The sequence below is a fragment of the Aeromonas sp. HMWF015 genome (genome assembly GCF_963878965.1).
Taxonomy (GTDB): domain Bacteria; phylum Pseudomonadota; class Gammaproteobacteria; order Enterobacterales; family Aeromonadaceae; genus Aeromonas; species Aeromonas veronii.
Genome location: NZ_CAWNZT010000420.1, coordinates 17,292 through 34,038, shown reverse-complemented (window position 1 = coordinate 34,038; position 16,747 = coordinate 17,292). Strand labels below are relative to the sequence as shown.

The following is a 16,747-nucleotide window of genomic DNA, read 5'->3' as shown; positions in this document are numbered from 1 at the left end:
GCGGGTTCATGGGCGTTCAGATTGGCCAGCATGTTGGCGTAGTCATCGGCAAACTTGCGTTTGTTGACGTTGAAGTCGCCGCCGTAGATGACGGTGTCCGTGGCAGGGATCTTGAGACTGGCAGCTAGCGCGCGGATCTGGCCGAACTGGATCTGGCGCAGCTTGCGGGCCTCGTCGGTGTCGAAGCTGGCGGTGTGGGTGGCGAACAGGTGCCACGCCTTGCCCCCCTTGATCACCTCGGCGTACATCACCCCCTTGTCGGCGAAGCAGTCGGTGCCGGTGCATTGGGGATAGACCAGCTGGGCCTCCCGCACTATCGGATAGCGGCTGACGATCACCACGCCGCCGTCATGAATGTTGACCCCGGGCTTGTCGAGTACCTTGGTCTGGTAGGGGTACTCTTTCGCCAGCGCCTGCAAAAAGCCTTCGCGGCGGCCATCGAATACCTCTTGCAGCAGCAGGGCGTCATAGCCCTTGAGATAATCAGGCAGTAGGGTCAACCGCTCGCCGATGCTGGAGGCGATCACCGGCAGCGCCCAGACGTTGTAGCTGGCCACCTTGAGCCTGTTTTCTGCCGGTTCCGGTTGCTCCCGTTTTTGGGGGGGCGTGATCATATAGTGCAGATCGTCGTAGCGGCCGGTGAACTTGGCGGCAAAGGCCAGCTCTTGTGGCCCTGCAACGCGATGGATCGCCCGATCGTTTTGCCAGCCGGATGCGCCGGTCGGCGTTTCGCCACCGTGCTGCAAGGTGGTGTTCCACCAGGTTCCCTCCATCAGCTGGTTGAGGCGATAGACGTCGCCACCCGCTGTGGTCACGCGGGTTTCGAACAGATAGCTCTTGCCCGCTTTTACCCCCTCATAGCGATTGAAGCTGAGCACCATGGCACTCTCCCACGGGCCCAGCTCGGTGCGGTGCTGGCTCCACTGACTGCCGGGTTGCAGCTGGCCGCTGCCGCTTTGGCGGATGTCGATCTGCAGCGGTTCAGGACTGTTGTTGGTGAGATAGACATCGGTATCGGCCAGTGCCAGTTGCGGGAACTGGCTGACCAGCAGCAGGGCGGCATAACTGAGGGTTTTCTGCATCACAGGATCCTTTTGGTTGCAGGGCAATGGAAAGTGACTGTTATGGCGAATGCAGAGGTCAGTTTGTTTACATTTTGGTTACAAGTAAATGAATTGGTTTTGTTTGGAGCTTTGTGGCGGTGTAAAGCGAGCGAGGCAGCACGCTTAAAGAGAGAGGGGGAGGAGCGAGGGAAGGCGCCCGTGTCAGGCGCCTTCAGGAATTAGCGGTGGGCCAGCGGGTAGGTAAACAGCGCCAGATGGGCGAAGTTGAAGGCGAAGTGGATCAGGATGGCCACGGAGAGTCGCCCACTGAGCTGGAATGCCAGGCCATAGCAGCAGCCTGCCAGGGTCGCAAACAGCGCCAGCAGTGGGCCACCGGGCAGGTGGATGGCTCCGAACAGTAGCGCAGCCACGACGATGCCAATCCAGGGGCGGTAACGCTCGGTCAGCCCCTGCTGGATCGCGCCGCGAAACAGCGCCTCTTCTGCCACACAGGTGAACAGCAGGTTGTTGAGTGCAAACAGCCACCACCAGTGGGGCAGACCCACTTCCGGTTTCAGTGCCCCCAACTGCCAGGCGATTACCAGCAGGGCTCCCAGCGGCAGCAGCAACAGGGCCAGCGGGCGCCAGCGGATTGCGCCCCCCTTGCCCAGCAGCATCGGGCAGGCCAGCAGCAAGCCAAAGAGCAGCAGCGGCTTGTCGAGGTTCAGATACATGTTGAACGGCACGCTGGCGGGGCCTGCCAGCGCCTGATCCAGCACCTTGAGATTGTTGAAGCCGGGGATCAGGTGCAAGGTCAGCGCAATCGCCCAGAGGATCAGCACCACTCTGGCCACCATCGCCCAGCGGGCGGGGAGGGTTGGCGTACGCCACGCCAGCAGTAATCCTGCGACCGAGACCAGCAGGGCGGGTAGTGTCATTCGGTCAAGCCACAGTGCCAGCAGCAGGGAGAGTCCCAGCAGGGCCAAGGCGGGAAGACGCTGGCGGAAGAGGGCAAGCAGCACGGCCAGCGCCAGCGCGCCCCAGATAAATGAGTCGGGGAGGGGTAACATTGGATCTCCTTGATCGAGGCAGGCGGCAACCTTAACAAGAGGGCGTCAGCAGGACAACCGCGCAGGAGGTGGTCGGATCCCTTCTCTATACTCATCAACAGGGTAAAGGGAGAGCAGCTGATGAAGCACTGTCTGTGGTTGTTGTGTTGTTGGTGTGTCTGGCTGCAGGCCGCACCCTTGCTGCTGGTGACCGGTGAGTTCACCCCTTATACCGGCAAGGCACTGCCTGAAGGCGGCGAGAGCACCCGGCTAGTGACGACCCTGCAGCAAGAGGCCGGGTATCGGGAGATCCAGGTCGACTACCTGCCCTGGCCCCGCGGCTATCAGTTGACCCGCAATGGGTTGGTTGCGGCCACCTTCCCCTACGCCTGGACTGCCGAGCGGGCCAAGCTCTTCCACTACAGCGCTCCCATTCATATAGATCGCCTCTCCTGGTTCACCTATCGGGGGAGCGAGGCCATTCAGGCTGGCCGCTGGCAAGGGCTGCGAGTCTGCATTCCGCTGGGGTGGAGCACCAGCCATGCCGACGGGGTGATCAAGCGTTTCGGGCTGGATCTGCAGCGCCCCAAGACCCTGGCACAGTGTCTGCAACTGCTGGATCGCAAACGGATCGATCTGCTGCCGATGAACGAGACGGTGACCAGGGATGCCAGCCGTCAGCTGTTTGGCGATCCTTGCCATCTACAGGCATTGCCCCACTTTCGCCAGAGCGACACCTTTTACCTGATCATTTCACGGCAGTACCCGGAGGCCGCGAACCTGCTTGAGCGCTTCAATCATGCCCTGGCTGCCGCCCGTGCCGATGGCCGCTATGACCAACTGGTCTCCCGAGCCGGAAAGGGGATCGATTGCCGTTGAGAGTGCACGGCCGGAAAACAAAAAGCCGGAGCAGTGGCTCCGGCTTTCTATTTGCCTTCAGGGGCGATTAGCGGCCTGATTCGGCAATCACGCGGGCGATGATATCGGCGCGCTTGCCGGCTTCCAGTTCGCCCAGGGCGATCAGGCCAGCCTTGAAGATGACGTTCTTCGGCAGGCTGACGTCGTCCAGTGTGGCGATCGCTTCAACGTGCATGCCGTTCAGGCGGCTGGCATCGCGCGGGCTCAGGTTGACCTGAGTGTTCATCACCTGCTTGCCTTTCTTCTTGGCAGGTGCAGCCGCTTTCTTGGTGGATTCCTGTTCTTCGTCTTCCGGCAGTTCGTCATCAAAATCGTAAATAGACATAATCAATCCTGTTGAGTTAGGCAAAAGGGCACATTTGCCCGACATAGTAATCCGACATTGGGTCAATCAGCCCATATCCTCGTTACGGATAAAGGCGCGCCAGGAGGTAAGCACCTGGGCAAAATCTTCCAGCCCGCACATGGCCAGCTGTTCATCATCGTAGTAGGCGAGATCGTCAAGATCCTCACCCAGCTCGATATTGAGGGCGTTGGCTTTCACCTCCGCCTCTTCATGGGTCAGCAGCAGGGAGTAGTCACCGCCGTTGAGCCGGTATTCGACTCGGGTGCGGTTGGAGAGCTGATCAATGATGGAGAAGAGCTCGTCGAGCTTCTCCTCATCCTTGCCAACCTCGTCGATCAGCCACTGACCGATGGCTTCATGGCCCATGGAGAACCGGGCGCGATAGCCACCAAACGGGTCGCGGCGAAATTCATAATCCATAGCACAGTCCAGATCGGAGGGATGGGCCAGCACGGGCAGGCGGGTGCAAGCATGCAATTCCTGCTCCATGGCGGGGCACACATCGGGTAAAGTGGCCTATTCTAGCGATCCCCCTCTCGCTTGTCTTGATGATGTGGCATCTTTGCGCCCATGTGCTCTGAATCGACCCATGGTGGCGCCGCCAGATCAGCCCCTTGTCCGGAGATGTTATGCAGCTAAACGATAACCTTGCCCGCCAGATCGTCGCACGGGCGATGAAGATCCTGTCGTTCTCGGTCAATGTGATGGATGAACATGGCCTCATCATTGCGTCCGGCAATCCGGAGCGGATCCATCAGCGCCACGAAGGGGCCGTGCTGGCATTGACCGAAAACCGGGTGGTGGAGATCAGCGAAGCGACTGCCCTGCAGCTCAAAGGGGTGCGCCCCGGCATCAATTTGCCCATCTCCTATCAGGGGGAGCTGATCGGGGTGATCGGCATCTCCGGCGATCCGGAGGAAGTGCGTGCTTACGCCGAGCTGGTGCGAATGACCGCCGAACTGATCCTGGAGCAGGCGGCGCTCACCGAGCAGTTGCAGTGGGACAAGCGCCACAAAGAGGAGCTGGTGTTGCAGCTTATACGTGGTGAGGGGCGAGTCGATCAATTGCAGCAGGCGGCCCGTTTTCTCGGACTGGAGTTGGCCCAGCCTCGGGTGGTGGCCGTGCTGGCGCTGGAGGAAGCGGATCCGGCACGTCTGCGGGAGCTGGTTCATCAGCTGGAGAATCCGGAGCGGGACAATCTGGTCGCCATCAACGGGCTCGACGAGATAGTGGTGCTCAAACCGGCACAATTGAGTGATGGCGTCTGGCAATCGGCGCAGGAGCGCAGCCGGATCAAGCAACTACTGGCGCGCATTCCCCACTTCAAGGTGCATATCGCGGTGGGCGATTACTTCGCCGGGATCGACGGGCTGGCGCGCTCTTACCAGACGGCGCGCGATACTCTGCGCCGTGGCATGCGGCAGGCGCCGCGCAAACAGGTCTACTTCTTTGAGGACTACCGTTTGCCGGTGCTGCTCGGCAGTCTGGCGGACTCCTGGCAAGCGGATCAGCTGCGCACACCGCTGCAGAAACTGGCCCGGGAAGATGGTAAAGGGGCGCTGCAGAAGACCCTGCGCCACTATTTCTTGCAGGATTGTGATCTGCATCGCTGTGCCGAAGCCCTGTTCATTCACCCCAATACCCTGCGCTATCGGCTGGGGCGGATAGAGCAGATAACCGGGTTGAATTTCAATAAGTTAGACGACAAATTTTTGCTCTATCTCGGCCTTAATCTCGACTTGTGATTGTGAAGTTGGACAAAGAACAACTTTTACATAACGCAATTTTTGGTTTGTAATCCAAAGCATTCTGATTGCAGATCTCCATAATGGCGGCCATTCACTCCCATTGAAGGTGTCCGTCATGATCCCGGTTACAGCCCTTGGCGCCATCGCGGCGCTCTCCATCGCCATCATCCTCATTTTGAAGAAGGTGCCACCCGCTTACGGCATGATCGTGGGGGCTTTGGCCGGTGGCCTGATTGGCGGTGCCGATCTGACCCAGACCGTCGCCCTGATGATCGGCGGGGCCCAGGGGATCACCACAGCTGTGATGCGGATCCTGGCGGCCGGTGTACTGGCGGGCGTACTGATCGAATCGGGTGCGGCCACTACCATCGCCGAGACCATCGTCAAAAAGCTGGGTGAAACCCGCGCCCTGCTGGCACTGGCGCTGGCGACTCTGATCCTGACTGCGGTCGGCGTATTCGTGGATGTGGCCGTTATCACGGTTGCCCCCATCGCGCTGGCCATTGCCCGCCGTGCTGACCTCTCCAAGGCGGCCATCCTGCTGGCGATGATCGGCGGTGGCAAGGCGGGTAACGTCATGTCCCCCAACCCCAACGCTATTGCCGCGGCTGATGCCTTCCATCTGCCCCTGACCTCTGTGATGGCGGCGGGCATCATTCCGGGTCTGTTCGGTCTGGTGATGGCCTACTGGCTGGCCAAGCGGCTGAACAACAAGGGCAGCAAGGTGGCCGCCGATGAGGTGGTGAGCTTTGCCGGTGCCAAGTTGCCGGGCTTTGCCGCCGCCATCAGTGCACCGCTGGTCGCCATCCTGCTGCTGGCACTACGGCCGGTCGCCGGTATCGTGGTGGATCCGCTGATTGCGCTGCCGCTTGGTGGTCTGGTCGGTGCCCTGATGATGGGGAAATTCCGCAAGGTGAACCAGTTTGCGGTCTCCGGCCTCGCCCGTATGGCGCCAGTCGCCATCATGCTGCTGGGTACCGGTACCCTGGCAGGCATCATCGCCAACTCCGGTCTGAAAGATGTGTTGATCAGCGGCCTGACCGCCTCCGGTCTGCCTTCTTACCTGCTGGCGCCTATCTCCGGTGCCCTGATGTCGCTGGCGACCGCCTCGACCACCGCCGGTACCGTGGTGGCCTCCAACGTATTCAGCTCCACCCTGATTGAACTGGGGATCAGCAGTCTGGCTGGTGCGGCGATGATCCATGCCGGTGCCACCGTGTTTGACCACATGCCCCACGGCTCCTTCTTCCACGCCACCGGTGGCAGCGTCCACATGGGCGTGGGTGAGCGTCTGAAACTTATCCCTTACGAAACCGCAGTCGGTCTGACCATTGCTACTGTCTCCACCCTGATGTTTGGCGTGTTTGGCCTCGCCTAAGGAATTGATATGAAAATTGTTATTGCCCCCGATTCATTCAAGGAGAGTCTGAGCGCCATGGCGGTGGCTGATGCCATCGAGGCCGGTTTCAAGCAGGTGCTGCCGAACGCCACCTACGTCAAATTGCCGATGGCCGATGGCGGTGAGGGTACGGTGCAATCGCTGGTCGATGCCACCGGTGGCCGCATCCTCCCAGTCGAAGTGACCGCGCCTCTTGGCAACAAGGTGCAGGGCTTCGTCGGCCTGCTGGGTGATGGCGAGCGCGCCGTCATCGAGATGGCCGCCGCCTCCGGCATCCATCTGGTTGCGCCCGAGCAGCGCAATCCGTTGCTCACCTCCAGCTTCGGCACCGGCGAGCTGATCCTGGCCGCGCTGGAGATGGGGGTGAAGCACCTCATTCTCGGTATCGGCGGCAGCGCCACCAATGACGGCGGTGCCGGTATGATCCAGGCGCTAGGCGGCAAGCTGCTCAAAGCGGATGGTGCGCCTATTGCTCTGGGTGGCGCAGGTCTCAGTGAGCTCGCGACCATCGATCTGAGCAGTCTGGATCCGCGTCTGAGCGATCTGGTTATCGAGGTGGCGTGTGATGTGAACAACCCGCTGTGCGGTCCGAAAGGCGCCTCCGCGGTGTTTGGCCCGCAGAAGGGGGCGACTCCAGAGATGGTGGCGCAACTCGATGCCAACCTCTCCCGTTATGCCGACTACATTGAGCAGGCCCTTGGCAAGCAGGTGAAGGATATTCCGGGGGCGGGCGCTGCCGGTGGCATGGGGGCCGCGCTGGTCGGTCTGCTTGGTGCCGAGCTCAAGCCCGGCATCCAGATCGTCATCGAAGCGCTGAAACTGGCCGAGGAAGTGGCCGATGCGGATCTGGTCATCACCGGTGAAGGGCGCATCGACAGCCAGACCATCCACGGCAAGACGCCAATCGGTGTCGCACGTTGCGCCAAGCAGTTCGGCAAGCCGGTGATCGGTATCTCCGGTTGCCTGACCGACGATTGCGGTGTGGTACACGATCACGGGCTGGACGCGGTATTCGCCGTGGTCAACCGCGCCATGTCTCTGCCGGAGGCGCTGGAGAGCGCCAGCACAAACATTCAACTCACTGCGCGCAACGTCGCGGCACTCTATCAGCTCAAGGGCTGATCCGGTTCGGCCGATGCGCCCCATCGGCCACTCAATATCCCCGTTTGGGGCATCTCCCATCCCGCGAGATGTCTGACTGCCCTGGCACTTATTTGCCGATCCATCGTGATCGGCTCTTTTCTTTCCGTTCCTTTGTCTTGCCACACGTTTGACTCCATGGGTAAGCGCGGTTTTGATAGGCGCAAATCTCCCTTTACGGCATAGTGGTCGTACCAAGTACAAGGAGAGACTCATGTTCCTGCTGACCCTGGGGGTTGCGCTGTTTATCCTGATCCATCTCTACCCCTGTTTTGCGGTGGCCCATCGGGCACGACTGCGCGAGCGGCTGGGTGAGAATCGCTACAAGGGGCTCTTCTCTCTGCTGGTGTTTGTCGCCATCGCCTGCATCATTGCCGGTTGGCGCTCGGCCAGCTCGCTGCCGCTCTACTTCCTGCCGGAGTGGGGGCCGATGACCATGACGGTGATGATGCCCTTTGCGCTGATCCTCTTCTTCTCCGGCCAGGGGCCCAACCATCTGCGCCGCTGGCTGGTGCATCCCCAACTGCTCGGTACCCTGCTCTGGGCGGTGGCCCATCTGCTGGTCAACAGCGAGGCGCGCTCTCTGGTGTTGTTTGGCGGCATCGGGCTGTGGGCGCTGGTGAGCATGGTCTGGATTTCGGTGCGGGACTGGCAGCGATATCCCCGCCCGGCGGCCAACTGGACGGGCACCGGCATCAGCGTCGGGGCGGGCCTGGCTGCCACCGCGCTGCTGGTGTTCTGGGGCCACGGCTGGCTGACCGGCATTCCATTGCATTGAGAGTGAACTGCGGCTCTGGTAACCGCGTATGATGGACAAAACAAAAGGAGTCTTGGCGATGAAATGGTTCACTCTGTTGCTGTTATTGGTGGCCGGTGCGGCCTCTGCGGCGTGCCCCGATTATTTCAATGTGGAGATGCGGGAGCTCAACAATGCCCAGCGCCACAACCTCTGTCAGCTGACCGAGGGCAAGGTGGTACTGGTAGTCAATACCGCCTCCTACTGCGGCTACAGCGGCCAGTTCCGCGATCTGGAGAAGCTCTACCAGAGCTACAAGGATAAAGGGCTGATTATTCTGGGCTTCCCCTCCAACGACTTCTGGCAGGAGGCGGGCAACGAGACCAAGACCGCCGAGGTGTGTCGCCGTGACTATGGCGTCACCTTCCCCATGTTCAATCGGGTAGCGGTGCGGGGCTCCGATGCTGTGCCACTGTTCAAGGGGCTGGCGGCGGCCGCTGATGGGGATGAGCCGAACTGGAACTTCCACAAGTATCTGGTGGGGCGCGATGGCAAGCTGATCGCCAGCTACGGCGCCAACCAGAATCCGGCTGACGACCCCCTCAAACTGCAGATCACCCGGGCGCTGGGGCTCTGACCCTACCCCTTGGCGGGCGGCTCTGGAATAATGGGCTCCCGCCACTCAATCCGGTTATCTTGTGCTGCAACGTCTTCCTCAAATGGTGATCTTCGATGCGCTGGTGCGCGAGCAGGGGATCTCTGCCGCCGCCCGTCGTCTCGGGGTCTCCAAATCCCATATCAGCAAGCAGCTGGCGCTGCTGGAGACCACCCTCGGTGCCCAGCTGGTCCAGCGCACCCCCCGCCGCTTCGTCCTGACCGAGCTGGGTCAGGAGTATGCCCGTCACTGCCATGCGCTGGTGGCGGTGGCGCAGGAGGCGGACTCCATGATCGCCGAGCGGCGTGGCAAGGTGAGTGGCGTGCTCCATCTCGGGGTGGGCCAATCATTTGGTCGTCTGCACGTCATTCCTCATCTCAAGGCGTTTCAGGATCGCTATCCCGAGCTGGAGCTGGAGGTCTCGCTGTTCGACCATAGAACCAATCTGGTGGATGAGGGGTTGGATCTCTGGCTCACCACCTATGAGGACAAGCCGGAAGGGCTGGTGGGACAGCGGCTGGCAGACATCGGCTTCGTGGTGGCGGCTTCGCCGGATTACCTGCTGAGCCACGGCACGCCACTTCATCCCAAGGATCTGGCCCAGCACAACTGCATCACTTACCAGAGTCGGGAGCGGCGCTATCACCAGTGGTCGTTTCGCCAGGGCAAGGAGCGCCAGACGGTGCAGGTGGCGGGCAACTATCGGGTGGATATGGCGGAGGCGGTGCGGGATGCGGCACTGGCCGGGCTCGGCATCGCCTATATCGCCAACTACTTGCTGGACAAGGAGTTACAGAGCGGCAAGCTAATCCCGGTGTTGCCAGGGTGGCGACCGAACCAGCAGATGGCGGTACACGCCGTTTATGCCCGGCGCGAACATCTGGATCCCAAGATCCGTCTCTTCATCGATTTCCTCAAGGCCCGCTTTGGCCCCGAACCCTATTGGGAGCAGCGACTGGCCCCCTGGCTCGGGGGTAAATTGTCCGGCGGTGAGGAATGATTGTTTCCATTTAAGAACTCTCGATTTCTCCTGATACTAAAACCGAACCAAATCAGCCAGTTGGCGCAACCGATATCGTGCAAACGTTTTTTCTAACAGGGTTGTAACCAAGCGGACTTGCAGTGACGGGGTCAGAGGCGCAGAATCCGCGCCCATCTTTTGCCCCACCTGATGGAGTCCCTATGATTGCCCTGCTCGGCATCCTGAGTATCCTGGCGCTTGCCGTCATCTGCTCTGATAATCGTCGTCGTATCCCATTGCGAACAGTTGGTCTTGCCCTCTGTCTGCAAGTCATGTTTGCCGGTCTGGTGCTCTGGCTGCCTGCCGGTCAGCACGTGCTGAACGGGGTCAGTGAGAGCGTAAGCAGCGTGATCGGTTATGGTCAGGAGGGGATCGCCTTCCTGTTCGGTGATCTGGCCAAGTTCAAGCTGGGCTTCATCTTTGCCTTCAACGTATTGCCGGTCATCATCTTCTTCTCTGCGGTGATCGCCATCCTCTACCACATCGGCATCATGCCGCGGGTGATCGCCCTGCTGGGTGGTGGCTTGCAGAAATTGCTGGGCACCGGCCGTGCCGAGAGCCTCTCCGCGACCGCCAACATCTTCGTCGGCATGGTGGAAGCGCCGCTGGTGGTCAAACCCTACCTCTCCAAGATGTCCGATTCCCAGTTCTTCGCTGTGATGAGCTGTGGTCTCGCCTCTGTCGCCGGTGGCACCCTGGTGGGCTATGCCAGCCTCGGGGTTGAGCTGAAATACCTGATCGCTGCGGCCTTCATGTCGGCCCCTGCCGGTCTGGCGATGGCCAAAATCCTGGTGCCGCCGGGAGCTGAAGAGGTCGATCACCATCAGGATGTGGAGATCCCCCGCGCCACCAACGTGATTGAAGCGGCGGCCGATGGCGCCATGTCTGGCCTCAATATTGCGGTGGCGGTCGGTGCCACCCTGCTGGCCTTCGTTGGCGTGATCGCCATGCTCAATGGTCTGCTCGGCTGGGCTGGCGGTCTGGTAGGGCTGGATCTGAGCTTCCAGATCATTCTGGGCTGGCTGTTTGCCCCCGTCTCCTGGCTGATCGGTGTGCCCTGGGATCAGGCGCAAGCCGCTGGCGCCCTGATCGGCACCAAGATCGTGGTCAACGAGTTTGTCGCCTTTATCGGTCTGGTGCAGGATCAGACCCTGAGCGAGTCGAGCAAGGCCATCGTGACCTTCGCCCTGTGCGGCTTTGCCAACATCTCCTCCATGGCGATCCTGATCGGCGGTCTGGGCTCCATGGTGCCGGAGCGCAAATCCTTCATCGCCCGTTACGGCATGCGCGCCATTCTCTCCGGCGTGCTGGCGAACCTGATGAGCGCCTGTCTGGCCGGTCTGTTCCTCGCCCTGTAACAGTCGCGGTACGGAATAGATGTAACAAGGGCGCCCTGATGGCGCCCTTGTCATATGGATAAAATGAAGCCCCGACCTTGGTCGGGGCTTCTTGTTGGTGCTCAGTCGACGTAGAAGGTCTGCTGGAAGCTGAGATTCTGTTGCTGCCCACCGCCCATGATCTTCAGGGTGAACTGATAGGTATCTTCGTTGCGGTAGGGGAGGGTCGCCAGATAGTAGATGGCATCGCCCTCTTTTACCTCCTGAAAGTTCAGGGTGCGGATGGTGCCGGTCAGGTTCTTGGCCTCACCGGTGATCCCCACGGCTTGCGCCACTTTCTGCTTGTCCTGTACCGCGATATTGATGATGGCGTTGTAGCGGCTGCGCTCCAGTCCATACGCCTTGGCGACCTCTGGTGTAAGGAAGCTGGAGTTGAAGGCGTTGTAGTGCACCAGCCAGGGCCCCAGTTCCTTCATCTGTTCTGCCTTGAGCGGCAGGGTCATCAGCAGTGCCAGCAGGCTACTCATCCAGGCTGTTTTCATCTGTCATCCCTCTCATATCTACGGTTGGCGCAGGCCAATTCATTCAGCCTTGCGTGTCATTCAGCAGTGCACTCACTTCTTGCGGCAACTGTTTGGGGCTGTCGATGGTGACGGTTTTGTGTCGCCCCAGCTCGCCCCGCACTATGGTGATCTGTCCCTTGGCCACCTTGAACTGCTTGGCCAGAAACTTGATCAGATGGCTGTTGGCTTGGCCATCGACGGCGGCGCCGTGATGGCCACTTTCAACTCTTCGCCATGCAATCCGATGATCTGATCCCGACTCGCCTTGGGCTGGATCACCAGATGCAGTACCAGTTCATCCCCTTGTTGCAGGACGGCTGGCATCAAATCATCCACCACAGCTGGCCGAACAGGTCACCCAGCAGATAGTTGATGGCTTGCAGGCCGATAAAGGCGACCAGCACCGAGAGATCCAGTCCGCCCAGTGCCGGCAGTACGCGGCGGATAGGGGCGAGGAACGGCTCGGTCAGCTGATGCATCACGTATTCGATGGGGTTGCGGCCCTGGCTGACCCAGCTCAGGATGGCGCGGATCAGCAGTACCCAGAAGATCATCGAGCCCGCTTTCTTCAGCACGGTCAGCGCGGCAAACAGGCTGATGCTGAGCCAGTCCGCCAGCAGTACGTTCATGCTCTTGAGCAGGGCCAGCTTGGCGAAGGCGATGGCCAGCGCCAGCACCACGGAGGCGAGGTCTATGCCGCCAAAGCCCGGGATAACGCGGCGCAGCGGGATCACCAGCGGATTGGTCAGCTTGACCACCATCTGGCTCATCGGGTTGTAGAAGTCGGCGCGGGCCCACTGCAGCCAGACGCGCAGCAGGATCACCATCAGGTAGAGATCGAAAGCGGTGTTAATCAGAAAGTAAGCAGTGTTCATCTGGGCTCCTGTTAGAAGAGGGTTTCCATTTCGGTGGCACGAGCGACGGCCGCCTGCATGGCTTGTGCAGTCAGCGGCATCAGCCCCTGCTGTTGGAAGGTGTTGATGGCTTCGGCAGTGGTGCCGCCCTTGCTGGTCACCTGTTCACGCAGGGTTTGCAGCGCCAGCTCGGGGTTCTGCTCCACCATAGCAGCTGCGCCCAGCGCGGTCTGCTGCACCAGCAGGCGTGCCTGCTCGGGCGAGAAGCCCATCGCCTCTGCCTCTTCGGCGATGGCCTGCATAAAGAGGAAGAAGTAGGCCGGGGCACTGCCCGCCGCGGCGATGACGCCGTTGATGCCAGACTCTTGACCCACCCAGAGGGTCTTGCCGACCGCCTGCATCATCTGCTCGGCAAACTCGCGATCGCTGGCGGCTATATGCTCGGGTGCGTAGAGGCCGGTCATGCCCAGACCCAGCAGGGCCGGGGTATTGGGCATGGTGCGGATGATGCGGTCGTGGCCACCGGCCATCTCGCCAAGGCGCGCCACCTTGATGCCAGCCGCGATGGAGATGAGCAGCTTGCCTTCAAGGGAGCCCAGCTCTTCAACCAGTGCTGCCAGCATGCCGGCCATCAGCTGCGGCTTGACCGCCAGCACGATCACTTCGGCGCCTCGGGCCGCCTCGGCATTACTCTGGGTGATGCGAATGCCATGTTCCCTCGCCAGCGTCTCCAGCTTGGGCAGACTGGGGTTGGCGGCCGTGATCTGCCCGGCGGGATAACCCGCCTTGACCAGTCCGGCGATGATGCTGCGGCTCATGTTGCCCGCGCCGATAAAGGCCAGCGTTCTATGCTGCATCAGATGCTCCTGTTGCACATGGGGTCGCGGCGGGGCTGGCGCTGCCTGCACCACCTGACGCCAGAATTCGGTGTTCCATCAAACGCTCCTGTTGATGAAGTCGCGGCAAGAGGCGGACGTATGGGTTATCCGCTGGCCTTGCCTATGAGTAGTCACGGGCGCCGAAGATGGCGGTGCCGACCCGCACCATGGTGCTGCCGTGGGCGATGGCCAGTTCGAGATCTTCGGTCATCCCCATCGAGAGGGTATCCACCGTGGGGTATTGTCGCGCAAGCTCGGTGAACAGAGTCTGCATACGGGTCATTTGGGCGGCCAGCACGCGCTCGTCACTGGTGTGTTCGGGAATGGCCATCAGCCCCCGCAGCACCAGTCGCTCACTGTGGGAGACCAGCTCGGCAAGGCGGAAAATCTCTTGTTCCGACGTTCCGGATTTGCTGCTCTCTCCGCTAATATTGATTTGCAGACAAACATTTAGCGGTGCCATTGTAGTTGGGCGCTGGTTGTTGAGGCGGTCGATCAGCTTGTCCCGATCCACGCTCTGCACCCAATTAAACCGTTCGGCGACCAGTTTGGATTTGTTCGATTGCAAAGGGCCGATAAAGTGCCACTCTATGTCGCAATATTCCGGCTGCTGGCGCAAGGTATCGATCTTGGTCGCCGCTTCTTGGGCGTAGGATTCGCCAAAGCAGCGCTGACCTGCGGCATGGGCGGCCATGATGGCCTCGACCGGCTTGGTCTTGCTCACGGCCAGCAGGCGGATCTGCTGCAGGTTGCGGCTCGCCCGTTCGGCGGCCTGGGCAATACGTTCCTTTACCTGAAACAGGTGCTGGGCAATCTGGTTCATATTTCGTTAGTGATCTTGTGATGGGAGAATGACAAGTCTATGGATATCACAGAGTTATTGGCTTTCAGTGTAAAGCATAAAGCCTCGGATCTACACCTCTCGGCCGGGGTTCCCCCGATGATCAGGGTTGATGGTGAGGTTCGCAAGATCAATTTGCCCGCCCTGGAACACCGGGAAGTGCATGGCCTCATTTACGACATCATGAACGACCATCAGCGCAAGGAGCTGGAGGAGAACTTCGAGGTCGACTTCTCGTTCGAGGTGCCCAATCTGGCCCGTTTCCGGGTTAACGCCTTCCAGCAGGCGCGTGGCTCGGGCGCGGTATTTCGTACCATCCCCAGCACTGTGCTGAGCCTCGAGGATCTCGATGCGCCGGAGATCTTCCGCAAGATCGCTGAGTTCCCGAGGGGTCTGGTGTTGGTGACCGGCCCGACCGGCTCGGGTAAGTCGACCACCCTGGCGGCCATGGTCAATTACATCAACGAGAACTTCCATCACCACATCCTCACCATCGAAGACCCCATCGAATTCGTCCACGAGAACAAGCGCTGTCTGGTGAACCAGCGGGAAGTGCATCGAGATACCAAGAGCTTCAGCAACGCCCTGCGCTCGGCACTGCGGGAAGACCCGGACATCATTCTGGTGGGCGAGATGCGTGACCTTGAGACCATCTGTCTGGCCATGACCGCCGCCGAAACCGGCCACCTGGTGTTTGGCACCCTGCACACCTCGTCGGCGGCCAAGACCATCGACCGTATCATCGACGTCTTTCCTGGCGCAGAGAAAGACATGGTGCGCTCCATGCTCTCCGAATCCCTGCGGGCGGTTATCTCCCAGACACTGCTCAAGCGTATTGGCGGCGGCCGGGTGGCGGCTCACGAGATCATGATGGGCATTCCGGCGGTGCGTAACCTCATTCGGGAGGACAAGATCGCCCAGCTCTACTCGGTGATCCAGACCGGGATGACCCACGGTATGCAGACCATGGATCAGAGCCTCAAGCAGCTGGTGAGTCGCGGCGTGGTGGCATCCCTCGATGCCAAGGCCAAGGCTGTTGATCCCAACAGTATTTAAGAGACTCGCACCCAGGGAGGGATAGATGATGAATCTGGATGATCTGCTGAGCGAGCTGGTCGAGCGAAAGGGATCGGATCTGTTTGTGACGGTGGGCTCGCCGCCCACCCTCAAGGTAAATGGCCATCTGGTGTCGCTGGGGGGCGAAGCGCTCGACAAGAAGGGGGCGCTAACGCTGGTCAGGGATACCCTCAGCAGCGATCACTTCGAGCGCTATATCCGCACCAAGGAGGCCAACTACGCGATCTATCGCGAGGCGCTTGGTCGTTTTCGGGTCAGCGCCTTCTGGCAGCAGGAGCTGCCCGGCATGGTGGTGCGGCGTATCGAGACCCGCATTCCCACCTTTGAAGATCTGCAGCTCCCCAAGATCCTGCAAGAGGTGGCGATGGCCAAGCGGGGGCTGGTGCTGTTTGTCGGCGCCACCGGGGCGGGCAAATCGACTACCCAGGCGGCGATGATCGGCTATCGCAACCAGCATGCCGATGGTCACATTCTGACGGTGGAAGATCCGGTGGAGTTCGTCCATCAGCATGGTCGCAGTCTGGTGACCCAGCGAGAGGTGGGGATCGACACCGAGTCGTTCGATGTGGCGCTAAAAAGCTCGCTGCGTCAGGCGCCGGACGTGATCCTGATCGGCGAGATCCGAAGTCAGGAGACCATGGAATTTGCCCTGCAGTTCGCCGAGACGGGACACCTTTGTCTCGCCACTTTGCATGCCAACAATGCCAACCAGGCGCTTGATCGCATCCTCCATCTGGTGCCTCAAGACAAACACCGCCAGTTCCTGTTCGATCTCTCTTTCAACCTCAAGGCCATCGTCGCCCAGCAGCTGGTGCCGAGTATGGATGGCAAGCGGCGCTGCGCTGCGTTCGAGATCCTGCTCAATACCCCGCTCATCACCGACATTATCCGCAAGGGAGAGATGCATCGCCTCAAGGAGGTGATGACCAAATCCACCGAGCTGGGTATGCAGACCTTCGATCAGGCGCTTTTCAGCCTGTTCTGCGCCGGCCAGATTGGCTACAGTGAGGCCCTCGCCCACGCCGACTCGGCCAACGACCTGCGACTGCTGATCAAGCTCTCCGGTCGCGAGCGGCTCGGCACCGGTACGCTGGACAATGTGACGCTGGATGAATGAATCATGGGGCCGCTCTGCCGTTCGG

Annotated in this window: 18 protein-coding genes and 1 pseudogene; 10 read left to right on the top strand and 9 right to left on the bottom strand. The window is 60.6% G+C overall.

Annotated elements, in window-relative coordinates:
* Together AACS18_RS21725 and AACS18_RS21720 are read right to left on the bottom strand one after the other, a co-directional pair.
* Positions 1–1,082 (bottom strand): sphingomyelin phosphodiesterase (locus AACS18_RS21725; RefSeq protein WP_108613304.1); only part of this gene is annotated, 1,082 nt, incomplete at its 3' end.
* A 200-nt stretch (positions 1,083–1,282) separates the two neighbouring features.
* Entirely contained in the window at positions 1,283–2,113 is an 831-nt protein-coding gene (locus AACS18_RS21720; RefSeq protein ID WP_108613300.1) for a CPBP family intramembrane glutamic endopeptidase, read from the bottom strand.
* A 120-nt stretch (positions 2,114–2,233) separates the two neighbouring features.
* On the opposite strand from AACS18_RS21720, the gene AACS18_RS21715 reads away from it, so the two are divergent.
* On the top strand, positions 2,234–2,971 hold the full coding sequence (locus tag AACS18_RS21715; protein ID WP_108613299.1) for a substrate-binding periplasmic protein: 738 nt from the start codon (positions 2,234–2,236) through the stop codon (positions 2,969–2,971).
* Positions 2,972–3,038: 67 nt separating this feature from the next.
* Here AACS18_RS21715 and AACS18_RS21710 read toward each other — a convergent pair whose 3' ends face one another.
* Together AACS18_RS21710 and AACS18_RS21705 are read right to left on the bottom strand one after the other, a co-directional pair.
* Positions 3,039–3,335 (bottom strand): hypothetical protein, encoded by a 297-nt coding sequence (locus tag AACS18_RS21710; RefSeq protein WP_005348860.1) that lies wholly within the window; start codon positions 3,333–3,335, stop codon positions 3,039–3,041.
* Positions 3,336–3,401: 66 nt separating this feature from the next.
* Positions 3,402–3,776, bottom strand: coding sequence for a YacL family protein (locus AACS18_RS21705; RefSeq protein WP_026034971.1), 375 nt, complete (start codon positions 3,774–3,776; stop codon positions 3,402–3,404).
* A gap of 209 nt (positions 3,777–3,985) precedes the next feature.
* Between AACS18_RS21705 and AACS18_RS21700 the strand changes: the two genes are divergently transcribed.
* The 7 genes from AACS18_RS21700 to AACS18_RS21670 all read left to right on the top strand — a co-directional run bounded on the left by AACS18_RS21700 (position 3,986) and on the right by AACS18_RS21670 (position 11,413).
* Positions 3,986–5,101 (top strand): sugar diacid recognition domain-containing protein, encoded by a 1,116-nt coding sequence (locus AACS18_RS21700; protein WP_005340325.1) that lies wholly within the window; start codon positions 3,986–3,988, stop codon positions 5,099–5,101.
* A 118-nt stretch (positions 5,102–5,219) separates the two neighbouring features.
* On the top strand, positions 5,220–6,482 hold the full coding sequence (locus AACS18_RS21695) for a GntP family permease (RefSeq protein ID WP_108613298.1): 1,263 nt from the start codon (positions 5,220–5,222) through the stop codon (positions 6,480–6,482).
* Positions 6,483–6,491: 9 nt separating this feature from the next.
* The gene (locus tag AACS18_RS21690) at positions 6,492–7,625 is read left to right on the top strand and encodes a glycerate kinase (protein ID WP_108613297.1); all 1,134 of its coding nucleotides are present in this window, start codon (positions 6,492–6,494) and stop codon (positions 7,623–7,625) included.
* Between the two features lie 232 nt (positions 7,626–7,857).
* Positions 7,858–8,421: an NnrU family protein gene (locus tag AACS18_RS21685; RefSeq protein WP_108613296.1), complete on the top strand. Its 564-nt coding sequence runs from the start codon at positions 7,858–7,860 to the stop codon at positions 8,419–8,421.
* Between the two features lie 58 nt (positions 8,422–8,479).
* Positions 8,480–9,016, top strand: a complete 537-nt coding sequence (locus AACS18_RS21680; RefSeq protein WP_100646817.1) for a glutathione peroxidase — start codon at positions 8,480–8,482, stop codon at positions 9,014–9,016.
* Positions 9,017–9,098: 82 nt separating this feature from the next.
* Positions 9,099–10,034, top strand: coding sequence for a LysR family transcriptional regulator (locus tag AACS18_RS21675; RefSeq protein ID WP_181363353.1), 936 nt, complete (start codon positions 9,099–9,101; stop codon positions 10,032–10,034).
* Between the two features lie 182 nt (positions 10,035–10,216).
* Positions 10,217–11,413, top strand: a complete 1,197-nt coding sequence (locus AACS18_RS21670) for a NupC/NupG family nucleoside CNT transporter (protein ID WP_005357935.1) — start codon at positions 10,217–10,219, stop codon at positions 11,411–11,413.
* A gap of 101 nt (positions 11,414–11,514) precedes the next feature.
* Here the strand turns inward: AACS18_RS21670 and AACS18_RS21665 are convergent, their stop codons facing one another.
* From AACS18_RS21665 to AACS18_RS21645, 5 genes and pseudogenes are all read right to left on the bottom strand, one after another.
* Positions 11,515–11,934 carry a DUF4426 domain-containing protein gene (locus tag AACS18_RS21665; protein WP_108613294.1) on the bottom strand — a complete coding sequence of 140 codons (420 nt, stop codon included), beginning with the start codon at positions 11,932–11,934 and terminating at the stop codon, positions 11,515–11,517.
* A gap of 43 nt (positions 11,935–11,977) precedes the next feature.
* Positions 11,978–12,279, bottom strand: a pseudogene (yggU, locus tag AACS18_RS21660) (DUF167 family protein YggU).
* Positions 12,279–12,830, bottom strand: coding sequence for a YggT family protein (locus tag AACS18_RS21655; protein ID WP_108613293.1), 552 nt, complete (start codon positions 12,828–12,830; stop codon positions 12,279–12,281). Before AACS18_RS21655 ends, yggU begins: the two are co-directional and overlap by 1 nt.
* Positions 12,831–12,841: 11 nt before the next feature.
* Positions 12,842–13,666: a pyrroline-5-carboxylate reductase gene (proC, locus tag AACS18_RS21650; RefSeq protein WP_108613292.1), complete on the bottom strand. Its 825-nt coding sequence runs from the start codon at positions 13,664–13,666 to the stop codon at positions 12,842–12,844.
* Between the two features lie 142 nt (positions 13,667–13,808).
* Positions 13,809–14,510 carry a YggS family pyridoxal phosphate-dependent enzyme gene (locus tag AACS18_RS21645; protein ID WP_108613291.1) on the bottom strand — a complete coding sequence of 234 codons (702 nt, stop codon included), beginning with the start codon at positions 14,508–14,510 and terminating at the stop codon, positions 13,809–13,811.
* Between the two features lie 39 nt (positions 14,511–14,549).
* On the opposite strand from AACS18_RS21645, the gene tapT reads away from it, so the two are divergent.
* A complete protein-coding gene (tapT, locus tag AACS18_RS21640) occupies positions 14,550–15,584 on the top strand; it encodes a type IVa pilus ATPase TapT (protein ID WP_108613290.1) in 1,035 nt (344 codons plus the stop codon).
* 28 nt (positions 15,585–15,612) lie between these two features.
* Entirely contained in the window at positions 15,613–16,722 is a 1,110-nt protein-coding gene (gene tapU / locus AACS18_RS21635) for a type IVa pilus ATPase TapU (RefSeq protein ID WP_005340356.1), read from the top strand.
* The last annotated feature ends 25 nt before the right edge of the window (positions 16,723–16,747 follow it).

Coding starts and splice junctions, on each gene's coding strand:
- AACS18_RS21720 (WP_108613300.1), bottom strand. CDS start 2,113: ATGTTACCCCTCCCCGACTCATTTATCTGGGGCGCGCTGGCGCTGGCC.
- AACS18_RS21715 (WP_108613299.1), top strand. CDS start 2,234: ATGAAGCACTGTCTGTGGTTGTTGTGTTGTTGGTGTGTCTGGCTGCAG.
- AACS18_RS21710 (WP_005348860.1), bottom strand. CDS start 3,335: ATGTCTATTTACGATTTTGATGACGAACTGCCGGAAGACGAAGAACAG.
- AACS18_RS21705 (WP_026034971.1), bottom strand. CDS start 3,776: ATGGATTATGAATTTCGCCGCGACCCGTTTGGTGGCTATCGCGCCCGG.
- AACS18_RS21700 (WP_005340325.1), top strand. CDS start 3,986: ATGCAGCTAAACGATAACCTTGCCCGCCAGATCGTCGCACGGGCGATG.
- AACS18_RS21695 (WP_108613298.1), top strand. CDS start 5,220: ATGATCCCGGTTACAGCCCTTGGCGCCATCGCGGCGCTCTCCATCGCC.
- AACS18_RS21690 (WP_108613297.1), top strand. CDS start 6,492: ATGAAAATTGTTATTGCCCCCGATTCATTCAAGGAGAGTCTGAGCGCC.
- AACS18_RS21685 (WP_108613296.1), top strand. CDS start 7,858: ATGTTCCTGCTGACCCTGGGGGTTGCGCTGTTTATCCTGATCCATCTC.
- AACS18_RS21680 (WP_100646817.1), top strand. CDS start 8,480: ATGAAATGGTTCACTCTGTTGCTGTTATTGGTGGCCGGTGCGGCCTCT.
- AACS18_RS21675 (WP_181363353.1), top strand. CDS start 9,099: ATGGTGATCTTCGATGCGCTGGTGCGCGAGCAGGGGATCTCTGCCGCC.
- AACS18_RS21670 (WP_005357935.1), top strand. CDS start 10,217: ATGATTGCCCTGCTCGGCATCCTGAGTATCCTGGCGCTTGCCGTCATC.
- AACS18_RS21665 (WP_108613294.1), bottom strand. CDS start 11,934: ATGAAAACAGCCTGGATGAGTAGCCTGCTGGCACTGCTGATGACCCTG.
- AACS18_RS21655 (WP_108613293.1), bottom strand. CDS start 12,830: ATGAACACTGCTTACTTTCTGATTAACACCGCTTTCGATCTCTACCTG.
- proC (WP_108613292.1), bottom strand. CDS start 13,666: ATGCAGCATAGAACGCTGGCCTTTATCGGCGCGGGCAACATGAGCCGC.
- AACS18_RS21645 (WP_108613291.1), bottom strand. CDS start 14,510: ATGAACCAGATTGCCCAGCACCTGTTTCAGGTAAAGGAACGTATTGCC.
- tapT (WP_108613290.1), top strand. CDS start 14,550: ATGGATATCACAGAGTTATTGGCTTTCAGTGTAAAGCATAAAGCCTCG.
- tapU (WP_005340356.1), top strand. CDS start 15,613: ATGAATCTGGATGATCTGCTGAGCGAGCTGGTCGAGCGAAAGGGATCG.